This window comes from Clostridium carboxidivorans P7 (assembly GCF_001038625.1).
GTDB classification, from domain to species: Bacteria; Bacillota; Clostridia; order Clostridiales; family Clostridiaceae; genus Clostridium_AM; species Clostridium_AM carboxidivorans.
Genome location: NZ_CP011803.1, coordinates 3,504,208 through 3,521,770, shown reverse-complemented (window position 1 = coordinate 3,521,770; position 17,563 = coordinate 3,504,208). Strand labels below are relative to the sequence as shown.

Here is a 17,563-nt window from a genome sequence, read left to right as displayed (position 1 = left end):
TGATTGATATGGAACATGGAGGAGATATATATACAGAAGGAATTTTAAAGGGAAGAGAAATTTTAGATTTTAGCTCTAATATAAATCCATTAGGAGTTCCAAAGAGCTTTACAAACAATTTAGATGAAGCTATAAAAGCTGTAGAAAAGTATCCAGATGCTGAATATAGAAGCTTAAAAAAGTGCATTAAAGAATATTTAGATTTCAGTGTGGATTATTTTAAATGTGGAGCTAATGATAAAAATTATAAAAAAAGTGAATTTTTTATATCGGAAAAGGATATAATTCTTGGCAATGGTGCAGCAGAAATTATAGATTTGTCCATAAGTTGTTTTAAAAAGGTTTGTATAGCAGTTCCTTCCTTTATGGAATATGAGAAAAATGCTTTGAAGTGGGGATGTGACGTAATATATTCTACCATGAAAAAGGATATGACTTATGATTATGAAGATATATTATTACAAACACAAAAATCAGATGTACTTATCATAGGAAATCCCAATAATCCTAATGGGGGAATAATAGATAAGGATAAATTTAAAAAAATATTAGATTTTTGCGAAGAAAATAATAAAACAATTATAATAGATGAAGCTTTTATAGAATTTACAGGGAAAAATAATTTTAGCTTTTTAGAGAAAATGAAAAATTATAAATGTATACTTATAATTAGAGCTTTAACTAAATTCTTTGCTTTGCCTGGTATCAGAATAGGATATGGAATAAGCAAAAATCAAGAACTTATAGATAAAATTAAAAGTAAACAAAATCCTTGGAATGTAAATTGTTTTGCAGAAATTGCAGCAAAATATGTTTTAAAGGATAGAAACTATATAGAAGATTCATTAACGTGGATTGATGAAGAGAGAAAATATATGGTTTCAAATTTGAAAAAAGTAGGTTTAATAGAAGAAGTGTATAATACATATTCTAATTTTGTATTGTGTAAGCTTAAAAGTTTACATTGTGATGAATTGTATAAAATATGTTTAGATAAAGGAATTGCAATTAGAAAATGTGATAACTTTAAAACCTTAAATGATAAATATATTAGGTTAGCTATTAAAAATAGGGAAGGTAATGATAAAATTATAAAGCTTTTAAATTCATTAAGTTAAGTTTTTGTACGATTACTACCAATGGTAGTGGTAGTGAATTATTTTGGGAGATGGTAATAATGATACAACTTATAGGTTTAAAAAGGGATGTAAAATTAGAAGTAAGGGAAAAATTTTCTGTAATACAAAAACGTTGTGAAAAGTTTACAAAGAGTTTAAAAGAAGTTTGTGATGAAGTTGTGGTAATAAGTACTTGCAACAGAACTGAAATATATTTTAATGCTAAAGATCATGATGATGCCATGGTAAATAAGGTTTTTGATATATTAGGATGGGATATAAATTTGAAAAACTACACTTTTCATTATAAGAGCAATGAAGTAATTAAGCATTTAATGGATGTGGTATGTGGATTCAATTCCTTGATTTTAGGAGAAGATCAAATTTTAGCTCAAGTTAAGGAAGCTTATGAAATTGCTTTGAATTCAAAAACTGTACATAGAGATTTGCAGAGACTTTTTCAAACTGCAGTGACTTGTGGAAAAGAGTTTAGAACCAAGTCAAGTCTTTATAAAATACCTGTATCTTCATCATCCATAGCAGTTAATGAAAGTAGAAAGCGTGGAATAAAAAGATTTATGCTGTTAGGCTTTGGTGAAGTTGGACAGCTTGCTGCAAAATATATTTTATCTTCAGGTTTTGAGGTACTATATATAGCAGTAAGAAATCCAAAGGTTGTAGATATAGAAGATCCTAGAGTGAAAGTTATACATTTTGATGAAAGAATAAAAAATTATGATGATGTGGATTGTATAATATCATGTACTTCAGCACCTCATTGTGTGGTAAGAAAGGATAATTTACCACAAAAAGCTATGACTATATTTGACTTAGCTGTACCTAGAGATGTAGAAGAAGAAGTTTATAATATGGAAAATGTAACAGTATATAATATTGATAAGGTAAGTTCTATAGATGACAAAAATAGAAAAAGAAGAAAAGATATAATGATTGAAAATAGATGTATAGTTGATAAGCATATTAAAGAGTTTATGGATTGGCAGAAAATACAGAGTATTTCTGGAGAAATAGTAAATCTTAAAAAGTGTGGAGAAAAGGTATATAAAAAGAGATATAAAACCTTCAAAAATAAAAGGCATACCAAGGATAATGAAAAATTGGCTGAAGTACTATTTAAAAGTACATCAGATGCATTTATCAATAGAGCCATAGATGTACTAAAAGAGGAACAACTGAAGGGAAGTGCCGAGGATTGTATGAAAATAATAAAGAAGATATTTTATGTAGCGGAATAGAATATACAATGCTTTCACTTATATCCAATAAGATAAAAGTACTTATTGTTGGAGGAGGAAATGCAGCACTTACAAAGGCTAAAACTTTTGTGAAAAAAGGATGTTTAGTTTCAGTAGTTTCCAGGGACTTCAATGATGGGTTTAAAGAGTTAAAAGAGTATAGTAATTTGAAAATTATAAAATCAGAATATAAAAAAGAGTATATAGAATGTAATCATTTGGTTATAATTGCTACTAGTTCAAAAAAAATAAATTCAGAAATAAGATTACATTGCACAGAAAGCTACAAACTATATATAGATTGTACATCTCCACAAGATGGGCTGTGTGTTACACCTTGCCAAAGGAATACAAAAAATATTTTTTTAGGAGTTAATACTTCTAGTGGAAATCCTAGAGCATCTATATATTTGGCGGAAAAGGTAAAAGATTGTGCAGCTAAATATGACAAGTTTATTGAATTTACATCAGATTTGAGAAAAAGGTTAAAAAATAGCAGTATAAAGAAGGAAATAATGAAATTTGCATGTTCTGAAGATTTTTATTTCTTTTATGAAAAAGGAAAAGGGGATATAGTACTAAAGATGTTTTATATGGATGAACATATTGATAATAGGATGGTGATTGATTTTGAAACTAAAAATTGCAACTCGTAGAAGTCAGCTTGCACAAGTGCAAACAGAAACTATAATGAAGATTCTAAAGGAAAATCATAATGTTGAAGCTGAAAAGCTTTTAGTAGAGACTACAGGAGATAAAATATTAGATGTATCTTTAAGTAAGATTGGTGGAAAAGGTCTTTTTATAAAGGAAATAGAAGTAGCACTATTGGAGGATAAAGCAGATGCCGCAGTGCATAGTATGAAAGACGTACCTTTTGATGTTCCTGATATGTTTGATATAGTGTCTATACCTCCAAGAGAAGATGTTAGAGATGCATTTGTTTCTATGAATGGTGTACATTTTAAAGAATTAAAAAAAGGAGCAAAAATTGGAACTAGCAGCAATAGAAGAGCTGCACAGGTTAAACTTTTAAGACCTGATTTAGAAATAGTTCCTATAAGGGGCAATGTGCAAACTAGGATATCTAAAATAGAAAAAGAAAATTTAGATGGAATAATATTAGCAGCAGCAGGTCTTAAAAGAATGAACATGGAAAACATTATAACAGATTATTTTGATGTTAATGAGATGGTGCCAGCAGTAGGTCAGGGAGCTTTAGGAATAGAGACAAAAAAGAACAGTGTAAATGAAGATATATTTAAAAAAATGGAAGATGAGAACACAAGAATATGTGTTGAAGCTGAAAGAAGTTTTATGAGAACTTTAAATGGAGATTGTCATTCAACTATAGGAGCTTATGCACAAATAAATGAAAATACTATAAGTATTATAGGAATATTTCAAGTTGGAGATAATCTTATAAAAAGAGATATAGCTGGAAATAAAGAAGATTACATGGAACTAGGATATAAATTAGCTAAAAAAATTATAGAAGCATAATGCAGGAAGGGATGAGAATTAAATGGGAAAGGTTTATCTTATAGGAGCAGGACCAGGAGATGAAGAACTTATAACTCTAAAAGCTATAAGAAAGTTAAAACAGTGTACAGCTGTAATGTATGACAGACTTGCGGGAATAGGCATTTTAAAATATCTAAATTCAAATTGTAAAGTATATTATTGTGGAAAAGAGCCAGGATGCCATTATAAAACTCAAGATGAAATTAATAATATGCTAGTAGAATTGGCTAAACAGGGACATATTGTTGGAAGAATAAAAGGTGGAGATCCATACATATTTGGAAGAGGAGGAGAAGAAGCCTTAAGGCTTATAGATGAAGGAATAGACTTTGAAGTTATTCCAGGAATTACATCTCCTATTTCTGTACTTAACTATGGAGGAATACCTGTAACTCATAGAAAGATAGCACAAGGGTTTCATGTGTTTACTGGAAAAAGTGCAGAAAAATTAAATATCAATTGGAATGCTGCAGCAAATGTTGGAGGAACACTTATATTTTTGATGGGATTTGAAAACTTGGGTGTTATTTCAAAAAAACTTATGGAAAATGGAATGAACGAAGCCACTCCTTGTGCAGTAGTTATGAGAGGAACTACTGCCAAACAAAAAAAGGTAGTTGGAACTTTAAAGGATATAGAAGAAAAAGCTTTAAAAGCAGAACTGCATTCCCCATCTATTATAGTGGTGGGACAAGTTGTACAATTTAATGATAAATTAAATTGGTATGAAAAAAAGCCGCTATTTGGTGAAAATGTATGTATCACTAGAACTAAAGAACAATCAAAGGAAATAAGAGAAAAGTTAATAGATTTGGGAGCTCAGGTTACAGAAATAAACTCTATAGAAATAAAATATAATGAAGAAGCAATGGGAGATTACATAGATAAATTGAATTCTTATGACTATATAGTATTTACCAGTGTAAATGGAGTAAATAGCTTCTTCAAATATTTAAACAACAATAATTATGATGTAAGAAAAATAAAAGCAGTATTTGCTGCTATAGGACCTGCTACTGAAAAAGCTATAAAACACAGGGGAATTATTCCTAAGATTATTGCAGAGAAATTTGTAGCAGAAAGCTTATTTGAAAAAATGAAAAACTTTATAAAATCTGGAGATAAAATATTTTTACCAAGAGCTAAAAATGCAAGACCTTATTTAGCAGAAGTGTTAAGAGAAAATGGATGTACTGTGGATGAATGTCATGTTTATGAAACAGTATTAGGAACACTGCCTAGTGAGAAATGTTTTGACGATGTAGATACAGTAGTATTTACAAGTCCTAGCACTGTAAATAATATGATAGAATTAGTTGGAGTAGATAGTATAAAACAAAAAAGAGTAATTTCCATAGGACCAATCACAGGTAATGCATTAGAAAAACAAGGCATAAAATATGAAGTTTGTGATGAATATACTACAGAAGGGGTTATTAGAAAGTTAATAGATAAAAATTAATAGTTAAAATTTAAACTGTGGTAATATAAGAATTATGTAAAATATGATTAAGATTAAAAAGATTTATTAATATAAAAAATAATATATAGAAAAGGGGAAATGACAAAATGTTTAGAAGACATAGAAGATTAAGAGAAAATGAAGTTATAAGAGGAATGGTAAGAGAAACATACCTTCACACAAGCGATTTTATATATCCATTATTTGTAGTAGAAGGAACAAATAAAAAAGAGGAAATTTCATCTTTACCAGGTAATTATCATTTTTCTATAGATAGATTGCATGAAATAGTAGATGAAATGAAGGAAGTTGGAGTTAAGAGCGTACTATTATTTGGAATTCCAGATCATAAAGATGAATGTGGAAGTGGAGCTTATGATGATAATGGAATAATTCAAAAGGCTATAAGAAAAATAAAAGAATTGGACCCAGAAATGTTTGTTATAACAGATGTTTGTATGTGTGAATATACAAGTCATGGTCATTGTGGAATAATTCATGATCATCAAGTAGATAATGATGAAACTTTAAATTACATAGCTAAAATAGCAGTATCTCATGCAAAAGCAGGAGCAGATATGATAGCACCTTCCGATATGATGGATGGAAGAGTGCTTGCTATAAGAGAAGCATTAGATGAAAATGGCTTTAAAAATATATCTATAATGGCTTATAGTGCTAAATACTGTTCAGCATTTTATGGACCATTTAGAGAAGCAGCAGATTCAGCACCACAGTTTGGTAACAGAAAGGGTTATCAAATGGATCCAGCAAATGTAAGAGAAGCTATGCTTGAAATAGAAGATGATATAGATGAAGGCGCAGATATTATAATGGTTAAGCCAGCTATGCCTTATTTAGATGTAATAAGATTGGCAAGAGATAGATATGATTTTCCAATAGCAGCTTATAATGTAAGTGGTGAATTTGCTATGGTTAAAGCAGCAGCTAAAGCAGGACTTATAGATGAAAAAGCAGTAGCACTTGAAATGTTAACATCTATAAAAAGAGCAGGAGCAAAAATGATTATTACATATTATGCACTAGAGGCAGCTAAATGGATTAGGGAGGAAAAATAATAATGAGAAATTCAGATATATTTAATGAATCAAAAAAATATATGCCAGGAGGAGTAAACAGTCCTGTTAGAGCATATGTAGGATTAACTATTGATCCTCCAATTATAAAAAAAGGTTCTGGAGCTTATATTTATGATGAAGATGGAAATAAATATGTTGATTTTATAAATGCATGGGGTCCTATGATACTTGGACATCAGGATGAAGATGTAGTGAAAGCTATAAAAGAAACAGCAGAAAACGAAATTGCATTTGGTACACAAACAGAACTTGAATTAAAATTAGCAAAGCATATATGCACTACTATAGATAATGTAGATATGATAAGAATGGTTAACTCAGGAACAGAAGCAACTATGAGTGCCGTAAAATTGGCTAGAGGATGCACAAAAAGGGATAAAATAATAAAATTTGCAGGATGTTATCATGGACATTTTGATGGATTTTTAGTTCAGGCAGGTTCAGGAGTTATGACTTCAAATATTCCAGGATCACCTGGAGTTCCAGAAGGAAGTATAGCAAATACTTTAGTTGCTAAATATAATGATTTGGATAGTGTTAAGGAACTTTTTGAAAAACAAGGAGAACAAATAGCAGCAATTATTATAGAAGTAGTAGCAGGTAATATGGGAGTTGTACCAGCTAAAAAGGAATTTTTACAAGGCATAAGAGACTTATGTACTAAATATGGAGCTATATTAATATTTGATGAAGTTATGACAGGCTTCAGAGTTGCATATAAAGGAGCTCAGAGTCTTTATGGTGTAAAACCTGATTTGGTAACATTTGCTAAAATAATGGGCGGTGGACTTCCTTGTGGAGCTTATGGTGGAAGAAGAGACTTAATGGAACAATTGACACCATTAGGACCAGTTTATCAAGCAGGAACAATGTCTGGAAACCCAATAGTTATGGCAGCAGGTTTAGCATCAGTTACAAAGCTTTATAACAACTTATCATATTATGATCAGATGGATAAAATAGGAGAAGGAATTCAAAAGGCAGCTGAAGAAATAGGAAAAGAAAAAGGACTTCCTATAGTTGTCAATAGAGCTAGAACTATGATGACTATATTCTTCAATGAAGGTGGCAAGGTTACAAATTATGATGAGGCTAAAAAATCTGATGTTAAGCTTTATGGAAGATTCTTTGAACATATGTTAAAGGGCGGAATAATGATGGCACCATCTCAATTTGAAGGCATGTTTATATGTGTAAAACATACAAAGGAACATGTAGAAAAATTTGCTGAATTAATGAGAAAATTCTAAGAAAAAAATATTGCGAAACAATATTTTTTAGAGGACAGAGGACAATTGACAAAGGACAGTGAAGGAGGATTTTTCTTCGTTACACTACGAAAAATCTTTAATTAAATTTTTAATGACGCATTTCGCTAAAGCGAAATATTGCTGACTTACATAAATTTGAAGCTTCTTTTGTGTTAGCAAAACAAGCTTTAAAAATAAATTAGTTTTCTGACGTAAGGAAGAAAACTTACCTTCACTGTCCTCTGTCCTCTGTCAATTGTCCTCTCAAAAAAGATGTTTCGTATTATTTTTAAAGTGTGAATTTTGGTCTGAAACTTAATAAGTAGGGGGTGAAGTGCTTGAAAAGTATAGTAATATCCTCTAACAGTAGTGGTGGAGGAAAAACCACAATAACTTTAGGAATTATGAAGGCTCTTATGAAAAAGGGATTTGATGTACAAGGATATAAGGTAGGCCCAGATTACATTGATCCAGCTTTTCACAGCTATATAACAAGAAAACCTTCTAGAAATTTAGATTTATTTTTAATGGGTGAAGAAGGTGTAAAAGCTGCTTTTTCTAGAGGAAAAGGAGATATAGGTATAGTAGAAGGGGTTATGGGACTTTATGATGGTAAGGGAATAGATTCAAAATATTCCACAGCACATGTGGCTAGGGTTCTAAATCTTCCTGTATTACTGGTTATAACACCTAAAGCTCAAAGTGCTACTTTATGTGCGGAAATAAATGGCATACTTAATTTTGAAAAGATAAATGCAGCAGGTATTATATTCAATAATATAAGTGAAAGTTACTATAAATTGTTAAAAGCTGCTGTAGAAAAGAATTGTAATATTAAGGTCTTAGGATATGTTCCTAAAGATGAAAGGTTGTCATTAAAAAGCAGGCATTTAGGACTTGTACAAAGTAGTGAAGTAGAAGATTTAAATGAAAAGATAGATTTATGCAGTGATTTAATATTAAAATATGTTAACTTACAGGAACTTTTAACTTGTTTAAAAGAAACAGAAAATTATGAAGATAACTATCATTTAATAAATAGGGGAAAAAAGATATCAATTGCTTATGATAAGGCTTTTAGTTTTTATTATACTGAAAATATAGAACTCTTAAAAGAACTAGGAGAAGTTACTTTCTTTAGTCCTATAAAAGATAAAAAAGTACCTGAGCACACAGAGTTTTTATATCTTGGCGGCGGATATCCAGAGGTTTTTATTAAAGAACTAAGTGAAAATACATCTATGCTCTCAAGTATAAAAGAGGTACTTGAAAAAGGCATAAATTGTTATGCTGAATGTGGAGGACTAATGTACCTCACAGATGGAATACAGTTAATGGACAATAGTGAATATTTTAAAACTGTAGGCTTTTTAAATGGTAAGGCTTATATGACTAAAAAGCTTCAAAATTTTGGATATGCAGAGCTTGAAGTTAAAGAAAAGAATAATCTTATTAGTATAGGAACAAAGGTTAATTGTCATGAGTTTCATAAGTCTTATGTTGATTTAAAAGAAAATAAAATATGCACTTTAACAAAAGAAGTTTATGATGGATCGTTAAAAAAATGGCAGTGTGGTTATTCTAAGGAGAATACAATAGGTGCCTATGGCCATGTACACTTTTTTGGTAATTTGAACATGCTTAAAGAGCTTGTTAAGTAAAAAATACAAGGGGGAAGAATAGTGGGATTATTAGAAGAAACATTGAAAGCAATTAATCCATCAAATAAAGAAGCTATGAAGTCAGCTTGGGATAGACTAGACAATCTTACAAAACCTATAGGAAGCTTAGGAGAACTGGAAGAAATAGCTGCAAAAATGTCTGGTATTACAGGGAAAGTATATAATAAAATAAACAAAAAAAATATAGTAATAATGTGTGCAGATAATGGCGTTTGTGAAGAAGGAGTAAGCTGTTGCGATCAGAGTGCTACTGCAACTGTTACTAATAATTTTACTAGAGGTATAACAGGGGTATGCGTTTTGGCTAAATATGCTAAATCAGATATAACTGTTGTAGATGTTGGAGTTAAGGAAGACTTTAACAATCCTAAAATAGTAAACAAAAAAGTAGTATATGGTACTAAAAATATGGCTAAGGAACCTGCAATGACTAGGGAAGAAGCTGTAAAAGCTATAGAAGCAGGAATAGAAGTTGTAGATAAGCTAGTTAAAGAAGGTTATGATTTGTTTGGTACAGGAGAAATGGGGATAGGAAATACTAGTACTAGTGCAGCAGTTTTAAGTGTGTTAACAGACCTTTCAGTAGATGTTGTGGCTGGAAAAGGGTCAGGACTTACTGAAGAACAATTTGAAAATAAAAAAAGAGTTATACAGAAAGCTATAGAAGTAAACAAACCTGATAAAAGTGACATTATAGATGTAATTTCTAAAATAGGAGGTTTGGATATAGCAGGAATTTGTGGTTGTTTTTTAGGAGCAGCAAAAAATAGAGTGCCTATAGTAATAGATGGTTTAATATCCTCAGCAGCAGCACTTTGTGCATATAGATTAAATAACAGTGTCATAGATTTTATATTTCCTTCACATCTTTCAGCAGAACCTGGAGCAGTTTATATGATGAAAGAACTTAATTTAAAACCAATGCTTAATTTAGGAATGAGATTGGGAGAAGGTTCTGGTTGTCCTCTTGCATTTAATGTTATAGAAGCAGCTCTCGAAGCTATGAATAATATGGCTACATTCCAAGAAGCAGCACTAAATAGTGAGTGTTATGTGGATATTAGAGAAAAGTAGTTTTGCAATATGTTTAAATTATAGATATATCAATAAAAGCAGAATGGAGAATGAATTATGGATTATATAAAAATTCCTATGGATATAGAAGAAAGAAGTTTTGAAATAATTGGAGAAGAAATGGGACCCCACAATTTTTCTGATAGGGAGCTTAAAATAGTAAAAAGAGTTATACATACCACAGCGGATTTTCAATATAAAGATTTAATTTATATAAGAGAAGGTGCTATAGATAGTGCACTAGAAATTCTAAAAAAAGGTACTACAATTTATACAGATACTAATATGGCTGCATCAGGTATAAATAAAGCTGCATTAAAAAAACTCAATAGCAAAGTGGAATGTTTTGTAGCAAGGGAAGATGTATCACAAATAGCCAAGGATAGAGGAATAACCCGTTCTATGGCAGCAGTGGAGAAGGCTGCAGCTGAAGGAGTAGAATTCTTCGTTTTTGGAAATGCACCTACAGCATTATTTAAGCTTATAGAGCTTACAAAGCAAGGAAAAGCGAATCCTAAATTTATAATAGGAGCTCCTGTTGGATTTGTAGGAGCAGCAGAATCTAAAGAAGAAATAGAGAAACTGGACGTTCCAATGATAACCATAAGAGGAAGAAAAGGTGGAAGTGGTATAGCAGCCTGCATAGTAAATGCACTTATGTACATGATAGCTAGGTAGCTATCAGATAAAAATGTCTAGATAGAAGGTGAAAATATGCTTGATATGTATGTGAATTGTGATGGAAAAAGATTAAGGTGTGGATATACTACAGGCTCTTGTGCTGCGGCAGCATCAAAAGCAGCAACTAGAATGTTGTATTTTAACGAAGAATTAAAGGAAATAAAAATAGATACACCTTATGGTATAGAGCTTTTAATTCCTATAGAAAAGATAAAAAAAGGTGAAGATTACATAGAATGTTGTGTAATAAAGGATGGTGGAGATGATCCTGATGTTACAGATGGTATGGAAATATGGGCAAGAGCGGAAAAGAAGGAAAATGGCTATAGCTTAAAGGGTGGAATTGGAGTAGGTACTGTTTGTAGTGAAGGCTTATATGTAGCAAAGGGTGAGCCAGCTATAAATCCAGTACCAAGAAAAATGATTGAAAAAGAAGTAAAAGAAGTGCTTTTAAATGGCAAAGGGGTTGAAATAACTATATTTGTTCCTAAAGGAGAAGAAGTAGCTAAAAAAACCTTTAATCCAAGACTTAATATACATGGTGGAATATCCATATTAGGAACCACAGGTATAGTGAGGCCAATGTCAGAGGAGGCTCTTACTAAGTCCATAGAAATTGAGATTAATCAAAAAAGTATGAAAGGATATAAAGATCTAATACTTTTATTTGGAAATATGGGTGAAAATATGGCCAAAGAACAGGGGCTTGATCCTAATAAGATGGTTATATTTTCAAACTACTTAGGACATGCACTGAACTTTTGTGTAGAAAAAGGTATTGAAAAAGTAGTTATAGTTGGACATATAGGCAAGTTATGCAAGGTTGCATCAGGGTGCTTTAATACTCACAGTAGAATATGTGATGTAAGATTGGAAACTTTAGCATTAGAGCTTGCCTTAATGGGAAAAGATAGGGAACTTGTACAGCAGGTTTATAATCAAAAAACTACAGAAGGTGCCGTGAATTTTCTTGGAGATGGATATGAACAGCTATATAAAAACATTGGTATAAAAGTTAAAAATAAAATGGAGCAGTATGCTTATAATAATATAAAAGCGGACATTATTATGTACTCTATGGAGAAGGGGATACTTTATAATAGCATAGAGGAAGGTGTTTAAAGTGGAAAATAAGGTTTATATTGTTGGTATAGGTCCTGGAAACAAAGACTATGTATTACCCAAAGCTATAGATACTTTAAAAAATTCTGATTTAATAATTGGATTTGAAAGAGCTGTGGAAAGTATTTACTTTATCAAGGAAGAAAAGCTTATAGTAAAAAAGCTTACAGATATATTGAATATAATAAATTCTGAAGAGAATAAAAATATATCTATAGTTGCATCAGGAGATCCTCTTTTCTATGGTATAACAGATTATTTAAAGAAAAATTATAAAGGGAACATAGAAATAATTCCAGGATTAAGTTCTTTTCAATATATGATGAGCAAGATAGGAAAGAGCTGGCAGGGAGCTTTTTTAGGAAGTCTTCATGGAAGAGAAGATAATTTTCATGACATAGTGAGAGATAATGCTGTGTCTATATGGCTTACAGACAGCAAGCATTCACCAGCTTATATATGTAAAGAATTAAAAACAAAAAATATAAAAGCTAGAGTATATGTTGGAGAAAATTTATCCTACGAAGATGAAAAAATCACTATAGCTGATATAGAAGAAATGGAGTATATGAGTTTTAGTAATTTATGTGTAGTAGTAGTAGAAAACTTGGAGTACTATGTGGAGGAAAATGAAAAATGATTTATATAAGGGATGAGGAATTCATAAGAGGGGACTGCCCTATGACTAAGGAAGAAGTTAGAATTTTGAGTACTGCTAAGCTGGAGCTTGAAGAAGATTATAGAGTTTTGGATATAGGTGCAGGAACAGGTTCTGTAAGTATACAAATTGCTAAAATTTGTCCGAAGGGTGAAGTAACAGCTATAGAGAAGGATGAGGAAGCTCTTAAGGTAATAAAATTAAATAAAGAAAAATTCAAAACTGGTAATTTGAATATAGTAGAAGGAGAAGCAATGGGAGTAGAAAAAGATATACAAGCTCCTTTTGATGCTATATTTATAGGCGGCAGCGGTGGAAGTATAGAAAAAATCATTGAAAGTTATGATTTAAAGCTTAAAAAGGGAAAAAATATGGTATTGAATTTTATTACCATAGATAACTTATATAAAGCTATGAATACTTTAAAGTCTTTAGATTATAATGTTGAGTGTATGCAAATTTCTGTAAATAAAAATAGGGGAAAGAGCTATATGATGTTTTCAAATAACAGCATATTCATTTTAACAGGAACAAAAACAAAATAGATTGGTTTTTAGTAAAAATAAAAAATAGGAGTGTAACAAGCATGGAAAGTAAAGCTACAAAATTAGGAACTCTATACGGTGTAGGAGTAGGACCAGGAGGAGAAGAACTTTTAACATTAAAAGCTGTAAATGTTATTAAAAAATGTGATGTTATAATAGCTCCATCTGCTAAGGAAGGTGGAAATAGTATTGCACTAGAAACTGCAAAAAACTTCATTACTGAAGATAAAGAGGTAATGGTAAAACATTTTCCTATGGGAGGAGCAGAGCAAGAAGAAAAAATACACAAAGCTTTCAAAACCATTGAGGAAAAATTAAAAGAAGGAAAGGATATTGCTTTTTTAACAATAGGAGATCCTTTTGTGTATAGTACATACATATATCTTTTAAAGTATATAAAAGATCATGGATATAATACAGAAACAGTACCTGGAATAACTTCATTTTGTGCTGGAGCAAGTATTGCAGGGGAGCCTATAGTTATAGGTGATGAAAGAGTTTTAATACTTCCAGCAAGTCAAGTAGACAAAATTACTGATGAAAAATTTGTAGTAATAATGAAGGTTTATAGGGTTGAAGAAAAAGTATTAGATGTCTTAGATAAAAAGGGTTTCAAATATGTTTTTGTAAAGAGAGCATATAGGGAAGGTCAAGAAGTATTCAGAAATAGAGAAGAAATATTAAAAAATAAGGATTATATGTCACTTATAATAGCTCAAAGAGACTAAAGAAAAGGGGAGACTGATTATGGAAAATGTAGTATATTTTATAGGAGCAGGACCAGGAGATCCAGATTTAATAACTGTTAAAGGAAGAAATATATTAATGGAGGCTGATGTAATAATATATGCAGGTTCATTAGTAAGCAAGGAGCACTTTAAAAATTGTAAGGAAGGTGTAGAAATACACAATTCAGCATCAATGACATTAAATGAAGTTATAGATGTAATGAAGAAAGCTTATAAAGAAAACAAAAAAATAGTTAGACTTCATACTGGAGATCCAGCTATATATGGTGCAATAAAAGAGCAAATGGATGAGCTTGAAAAATTTAATATACCTTATGAAGTAGTTCCAGGAGTAAGTTCATTTACAGCAGCTGCATCTGCCATAAAAAAAGAGTTTACTCTTCCAAATGTAAGTCAAACTGTTATACTAACTAGAGTAGAAGGAAGAACTCCAGTACCAGAAAAAGAAAGTTTAGAAAGATTAGCATCTATAGGTGCTTCTATGGCACTATTTCTTTCTGTAAGTATGATAGATAAAGTAGTAGAAAAGCTTAAAAAAGGATATGGAAGAAATGTGCCTATAGCTGTAATTCAAAGAGCTACTTGGGAAGATCAAAAATGTGTTATAGGAACTTTAGATGATATAGCTGAAAAGGTTAAAAAAGAGAATATAACAAAAACAGCTCAAATACTTGTAGGTGACTTTATAGACTGTGAATACAATAAGAGCCTTTTATATGATGAAGGTTTTTCACATATGTTCAGAAAGGGAAAAGATGAAGATAGCAGTAATTAGTGTAACTGAACAAGGAGATATTATTGCAGAAAAACTTAAAGAATGTTTAGATATAGACCTGTATTCCAGAGAAAGTGTAAAGAAAAGTGGTATAAAGGTTTTAACTGAAAAGATTATTAAAGAGTATAAGGCAATAATATTTGTAAGTTCTACAGGAATAGCAGTAAGAGCCATAGCAAATTATCTGGAGAGTAAGGATAAAGATCCAGCAATATTAGTTATAGACAGCAGCTCTAAGTTTGTTATAAGCTTACTCAGCGGACATCTAGGAGGAGCTAATGAATTAACTTTAAAGGTGGCAAATATACTTAAAAGCATTCCTGTTATAACAACTGCTACTGATAATATGGGAGTTACTGCACCAGATATAATTGCAAAAAATTATGGACTTGTAATAGATGATCTTAAGGATGCTAAAAAGATTGCAGCTTTATTGGTAGATAAAAAACAAGTGGCTTTTCTGGATAAGAAAAATATCATAACCTTGCCAAAAGGATATACTAGCAATATAAAAGAAGCTGAAGGGGTTGTCTATGTTACCCATAATTTAAAAGAAAACTCCGATATATATAAGAAAAATATGTTAAGGCTTATAAGAAAAGATATTATACTTGGAATAGGATGTAGAAAGGATTTTGATCCAGAAAGAATGAGAGATTCCGTAGATGATATTTTGGCAGAATACAATTTAGATAAAAGAGCAGTAAAGGCTGTTGCTACAGTGGAAATTAAAAAAGATGAAAAGGCCATATTAAAATTAAAAGAATATTTGGAATGTGAACTTAAAATATTTTCTTTAGAAGAAATAAGAAAAATACATCACAAATATCTAGGCAGTGATTTTGTAGAAAAAACTATAGGGGTTAGGGCTGTATGTGAACCATGTGTTGAATTAATGGGCGCAGAACTAATTACAGAAAAAATAAAAGCTAATGGTATGACTATTTGTATTGGTCAGATTTGAACTTAGTGGAAGGATGTGTGTTCATATGGGAAAACTTTATGTTGTAGGAATTGGACCAGGTGGATTGGATTATATGACTGTTAAATCAGTAAAAGCACTAGAAGAGAGCGATATTATAGTAGGATATACTAAATACATAGAATTTATAAAACCTATTATAAAGGATAAGGTTGTATTTTCTACAGGGATGCGCGGTGAAGTAGAAAGATGTAAAAAGGCACTTGAATTGTCAAAGGATAAGGTGGTTTCTATAGTAAGTACAGGAGATGCTGGAATTTATGGAATGGCAGGACTTATATTAGAGATGAAAAAGGATGAAGATGTAGAAATAGTGCCTGGAGTTACAGCATCTTCAGCAGCAGCTTCAGTGGTAGGAGCACCACTTATGCATGATAACTGCAATATAAGCTTAAGTGATCTTATGACACCTTATGATCTTATAAAAAAGAGAGTTGAATTAGCAGCACAAGGAGATTTTATTATTTCCTTATATAATCCTAAGAGTAATGGAAGGCCTCTTTATTTAAAGGAGTGTATGGAATTAATAAAAAAATACAGATCAGGAAATACCCCAGTTGCTGTAGTTAAAAATGCGTTAAGAGATGGTGAAGAAAAAACATTATTTACAATAGATTCTTTTGATGATGCTAATGTAGATATGTTTTCAATCGTAATAATAGGCAATACTAAAAGTTATATAAAGGATAATAAATTTGTAACTCCTAGAGGATACAGTGTTTAATTAATAATTAAGAATGGAGAATTTGACATGGGAAAAAAGGGTATATTGGTAGCAAGTTTTGGAACAAGTATTCCACAAGCTTTTGAACTTTGTATTGAAAGTACAGAAAACAGAATAAAAGAATGTTTTCCAGAATATGAAGTAAGAAGAGCATTTACTTCTTATATGATAATTAAAAAGTTAAAAGAAGAAAAAAGACTTTTCATAGATACTGTGGAGGAAGCCTTAGAAAAAATGAATGCTGATGGTTTTGATGAGGTTTATGTTCAGCCATTACACATTATGCCTGGGGATGAATATGATAAGATAGCAAATGGAGTAAACAAATATAAAGATACCTTTTCTAAGTTGGTTTTAGGAAGACCCATTTTATATAGAGAAAGTGATTATAAGATAGCAGTAAATGCACTAAAAAATCAGCTTCCTGCTATGAATAGTTATCAAGGAGTAATGCTTATGGGACATGGTTCTGTCCATCCAGCTAATGCTAGTTATGCATTACTTCAGTGTATACTAGAGGATGAAGGATTAGATAGTGTATATGTAGGAACAGTAGAAGGATATCCTACTTTAGAAAATTTGATTCCAAAGATGAAACAGGATAATATACAAGAGGTTACATTAATGCCTTTTATGTTGGTAGCAGGAGACCATGCTATTAATGATATGGCAGGGGAAGAAGATTCCTGGAAAACCCAATTAGAAGAAGAAGGGTTTAAGGTTAATGTGTATCTACATGGATTAGGTGAAAATAAAGCTTTTCAAGATATATATGTGGAACATATTAAAGATTCTATAAAGGGTAATCCATTATTAAGTAAATAGGGTATTTCTTATATACTTTAAAGATTGGAGATTTTT

Annotated in this window: 18 protein-coding genes; all 18 read left to right on the top strand. The window is 31.0% G+C overall.

Translation table 11 applies throughout. From position 1 onward, the window contains the following. Positions 1-8: 8 nt before the first annotated feature. Entirely contained in the window at positions 9-1,118 is a 1,110-nt protein-coding gene (locus Ccar_RS15470; protein WP_007062151.1) for a pyridoxal phosphate-dependent aminotransferase, read from the top strand. Between the two features lie 59 nt (positions 1,119-1,177). Beyond that, entirely contained in the window at positions 1,178-2,374 is a 1,197-nt protein-coding gene (hemA, locus tag Ccar_RS15465; RefSeq protein ID WP_007062152.1) for a glutamyl-tRNA reductase, read from the top strand. After that, positions 2,332-3,030 (top strand): NAD(P)-dependent oxidoreductase, encoded by a 699-nt coding sequence (locus tag Ccar_RS15460; protein ID WP_007062153.1) that lies wholly within the window; start codon positions 2,332-2,334, stop codon positions 3,028-3,030. Before hemA ends, Ccar_RS15460 begins: the two co-directional genes overlap by 43 nt. Next, positions 3,005-3,877 (top strand): hydroxymethylbilane synthase, encoded by an 873-nt coding sequence (hemC, locus tag Ccar_RS15455; protein WP_007062154.1) that lies wholly within the window; start codon positions 3,005-3,007, stop codon positions 3,875-3,877. The genes Ccar_RS15460 and hemC overlap by 26 nt, the downstream gene beginning before the upstream one ends. A gap of 22 nt (positions 3,878-3,899) precedes the next feature. Next, positions 3,900-5,360 carry a uroporphyrinogen-III C-methyltransferase gene (gene cobA, locus Ccar_RS15450; protein WP_007062155.1) on the top strand — a complete coding sequence of 487 codons (1,461 nt, stop codon included), beginning with the start codon at positions 3,900-3,902 and terminating at the stop codon, positions 5,358-5,360. Between the two features lie 107 nt (positions 5,361-5,467). Next, a complete protein-coding gene (gene hemB, locus Ccar_RS15445) occupies positions 5,468-6,439 on the top strand; it encodes a porphobilinogen synthase (RefSeq protein WP_007062156.1) in 972 nt (323 codons plus the stop codon). Between the two features lie 2 nt (positions 6,440-6,441). Continuing rightward, positions 6,442-7,710, top strand: coding sequence for a glutamate-1-semialdehyde 2,1-aminomutase (gene hemL, locus Ccar_RS15440; protein WP_007062157.1), 1,269 nt, complete (start codon positions 6,442-6,444; stop codon positions 7,708-7,710). A 338-nt stretch (positions 7,711-8,048) separates the two neighbouring features. After that, positions 8,049-9,371 carry a cobyrinic acid a,c-diamide synthase CobB gene (locus Ccar_RS15435; protein ID WP_048030130.1) on the top strand — a complete coding sequence of 441 codons (1,323 nt, stop codon included), beginning with the start codon at positions 8,049-8,051 and terminating at the stop codon, positions 9,369-9,371. A 21-nt stretch (positions 9,372-9,392) separates the two neighbouring features. Then, positions 9,393-10,466: a nicotinate-nucleotide--dimethylbenzimidazole phosphoribosyltransferase gene (cobT, locus tag Ccar_RS15430; RefSeq protein ID WP_007062160.1), complete on the top strand. Its 1,074-nt coding sequence runs from the start codon at positions 9,393-9,395 to the stop codon at positions 10,464-10,466. Positions 10,467-10,520: 54 nt separating this feature from the next. Then, on the top strand, positions 10,521-11,144 hold the full coding sequence (locus tag Ccar_RS15425; protein WP_085952298.1) for a precorrin-8X methylmutase: 624 nt from the start codon (positions 10,521-10,523) through the stop codon (positions 11,142-11,144). Positions 11,145-11,180: 36 nt separating this feature from the next. After that, positions 11,181-12,269, top strand: a complete 1,089-nt coding sequence (gene cbiD, locus Ccar_RS15420; RefSeq protein WP_007062162.1) for a cobalt-precorrin-5B (C(1))-methyltransferase CbiD — start codon at positions 11,181-11,183, stop codon at positions 12,267-12,269. Between the two features lies 1 nt (position 12,270). Then, positions 12,271-12,909 (top strand): precorrin-6y C5,15-methyltransferase (decarboxylating) subunit CbiE, encoded by a 639-nt coding sequence (cbiE, locus tag Ccar_RS15415; RefSeq protein WP_007062163.1) that lies wholly within the window; start codon positions 12,271-12,273, stop codon positions 12,907-12,909. Then, entirely contained in the window at positions 12,906-13,472 is a 567-nt protein-coding gene (cbiT, locus tag Ccar_RS15410; RefSeq protein WP_007062164.1) for a precorrin-6Y C5,15-methyltransferase (decarboxylating) subunit CbiT, read from the top strand. Before cbiE ends, cbiT begins: the two co-directional genes overlap by 4 nt. Positions 13,473-13,513: 41 nt before the next feature. Beyond that, positions 13,514-14,200, top strand: a complete 687-nt coding sequence (locus tag Ccar_RS15405) for a cobalt-factor II C(20)-methyltransferase (RefSeq protein ID WP_007062165.1) — start codon at positions 13,514-13,516, stop codon at positions 14,198-14,200. Positions 14,201-14,219: 19 nt separating this feature from the next. After that, on the top strand, positions 14,220-14,996 hold the full coding sequence (gene cobM / locus Ccar_RS15400; RefSeq protein ID WP_007062166.1) for a precorrin-4 C(11)-methyltransferase: 777 nt from the start codon (positions 14,220-14,222) through the stop codon (positions 14,994-14,996). Continuing rightward, positions 14,977-15,960 carry a cobalt-precorrin 5A hydrolase gene (cbiG, locus tag Ccar_RS15395; RefSeq protein ID WP_035774871.1) on the top strand — a complete coding sequence of 328 codons (984 nt, stop codon included), beginning with the start codon at positions 14,977-14,979 and terminating at the stop codon, positions 15,958-15,960. The genes cobM and cbiG overlap by 20 nt, the downstream gene beginning before the upstream one ends. A 25-nt stretch (positions 15,961-15,985) precedes the next feature. After that, positions 15,986-16,702, top strand: a complete 717-nt coding sequence (gene cobJ, locus Ccar_RS15390) for a precorrin-3B C(17)-methyltransferase (RefSeq protein ID WP_007062168.1) — start codon at positions 15,986-15,988, stop codon at positions 16,700-16,702. Between the two features lie 27 nt (positions 16,703-16,729). Then, a complete protein-coding gene (locus Ccar_RS15385; protein ID WP_007062169.1) occupies positions 16,730-17,527 on the top strand; it encodes a sirohydrochlorin cobaltochelatase in 798 nt (265 codons plus the stop codon). The last annotated feature ends 36 nt before the right edge of the window (positions 17,528-17,563 follow it).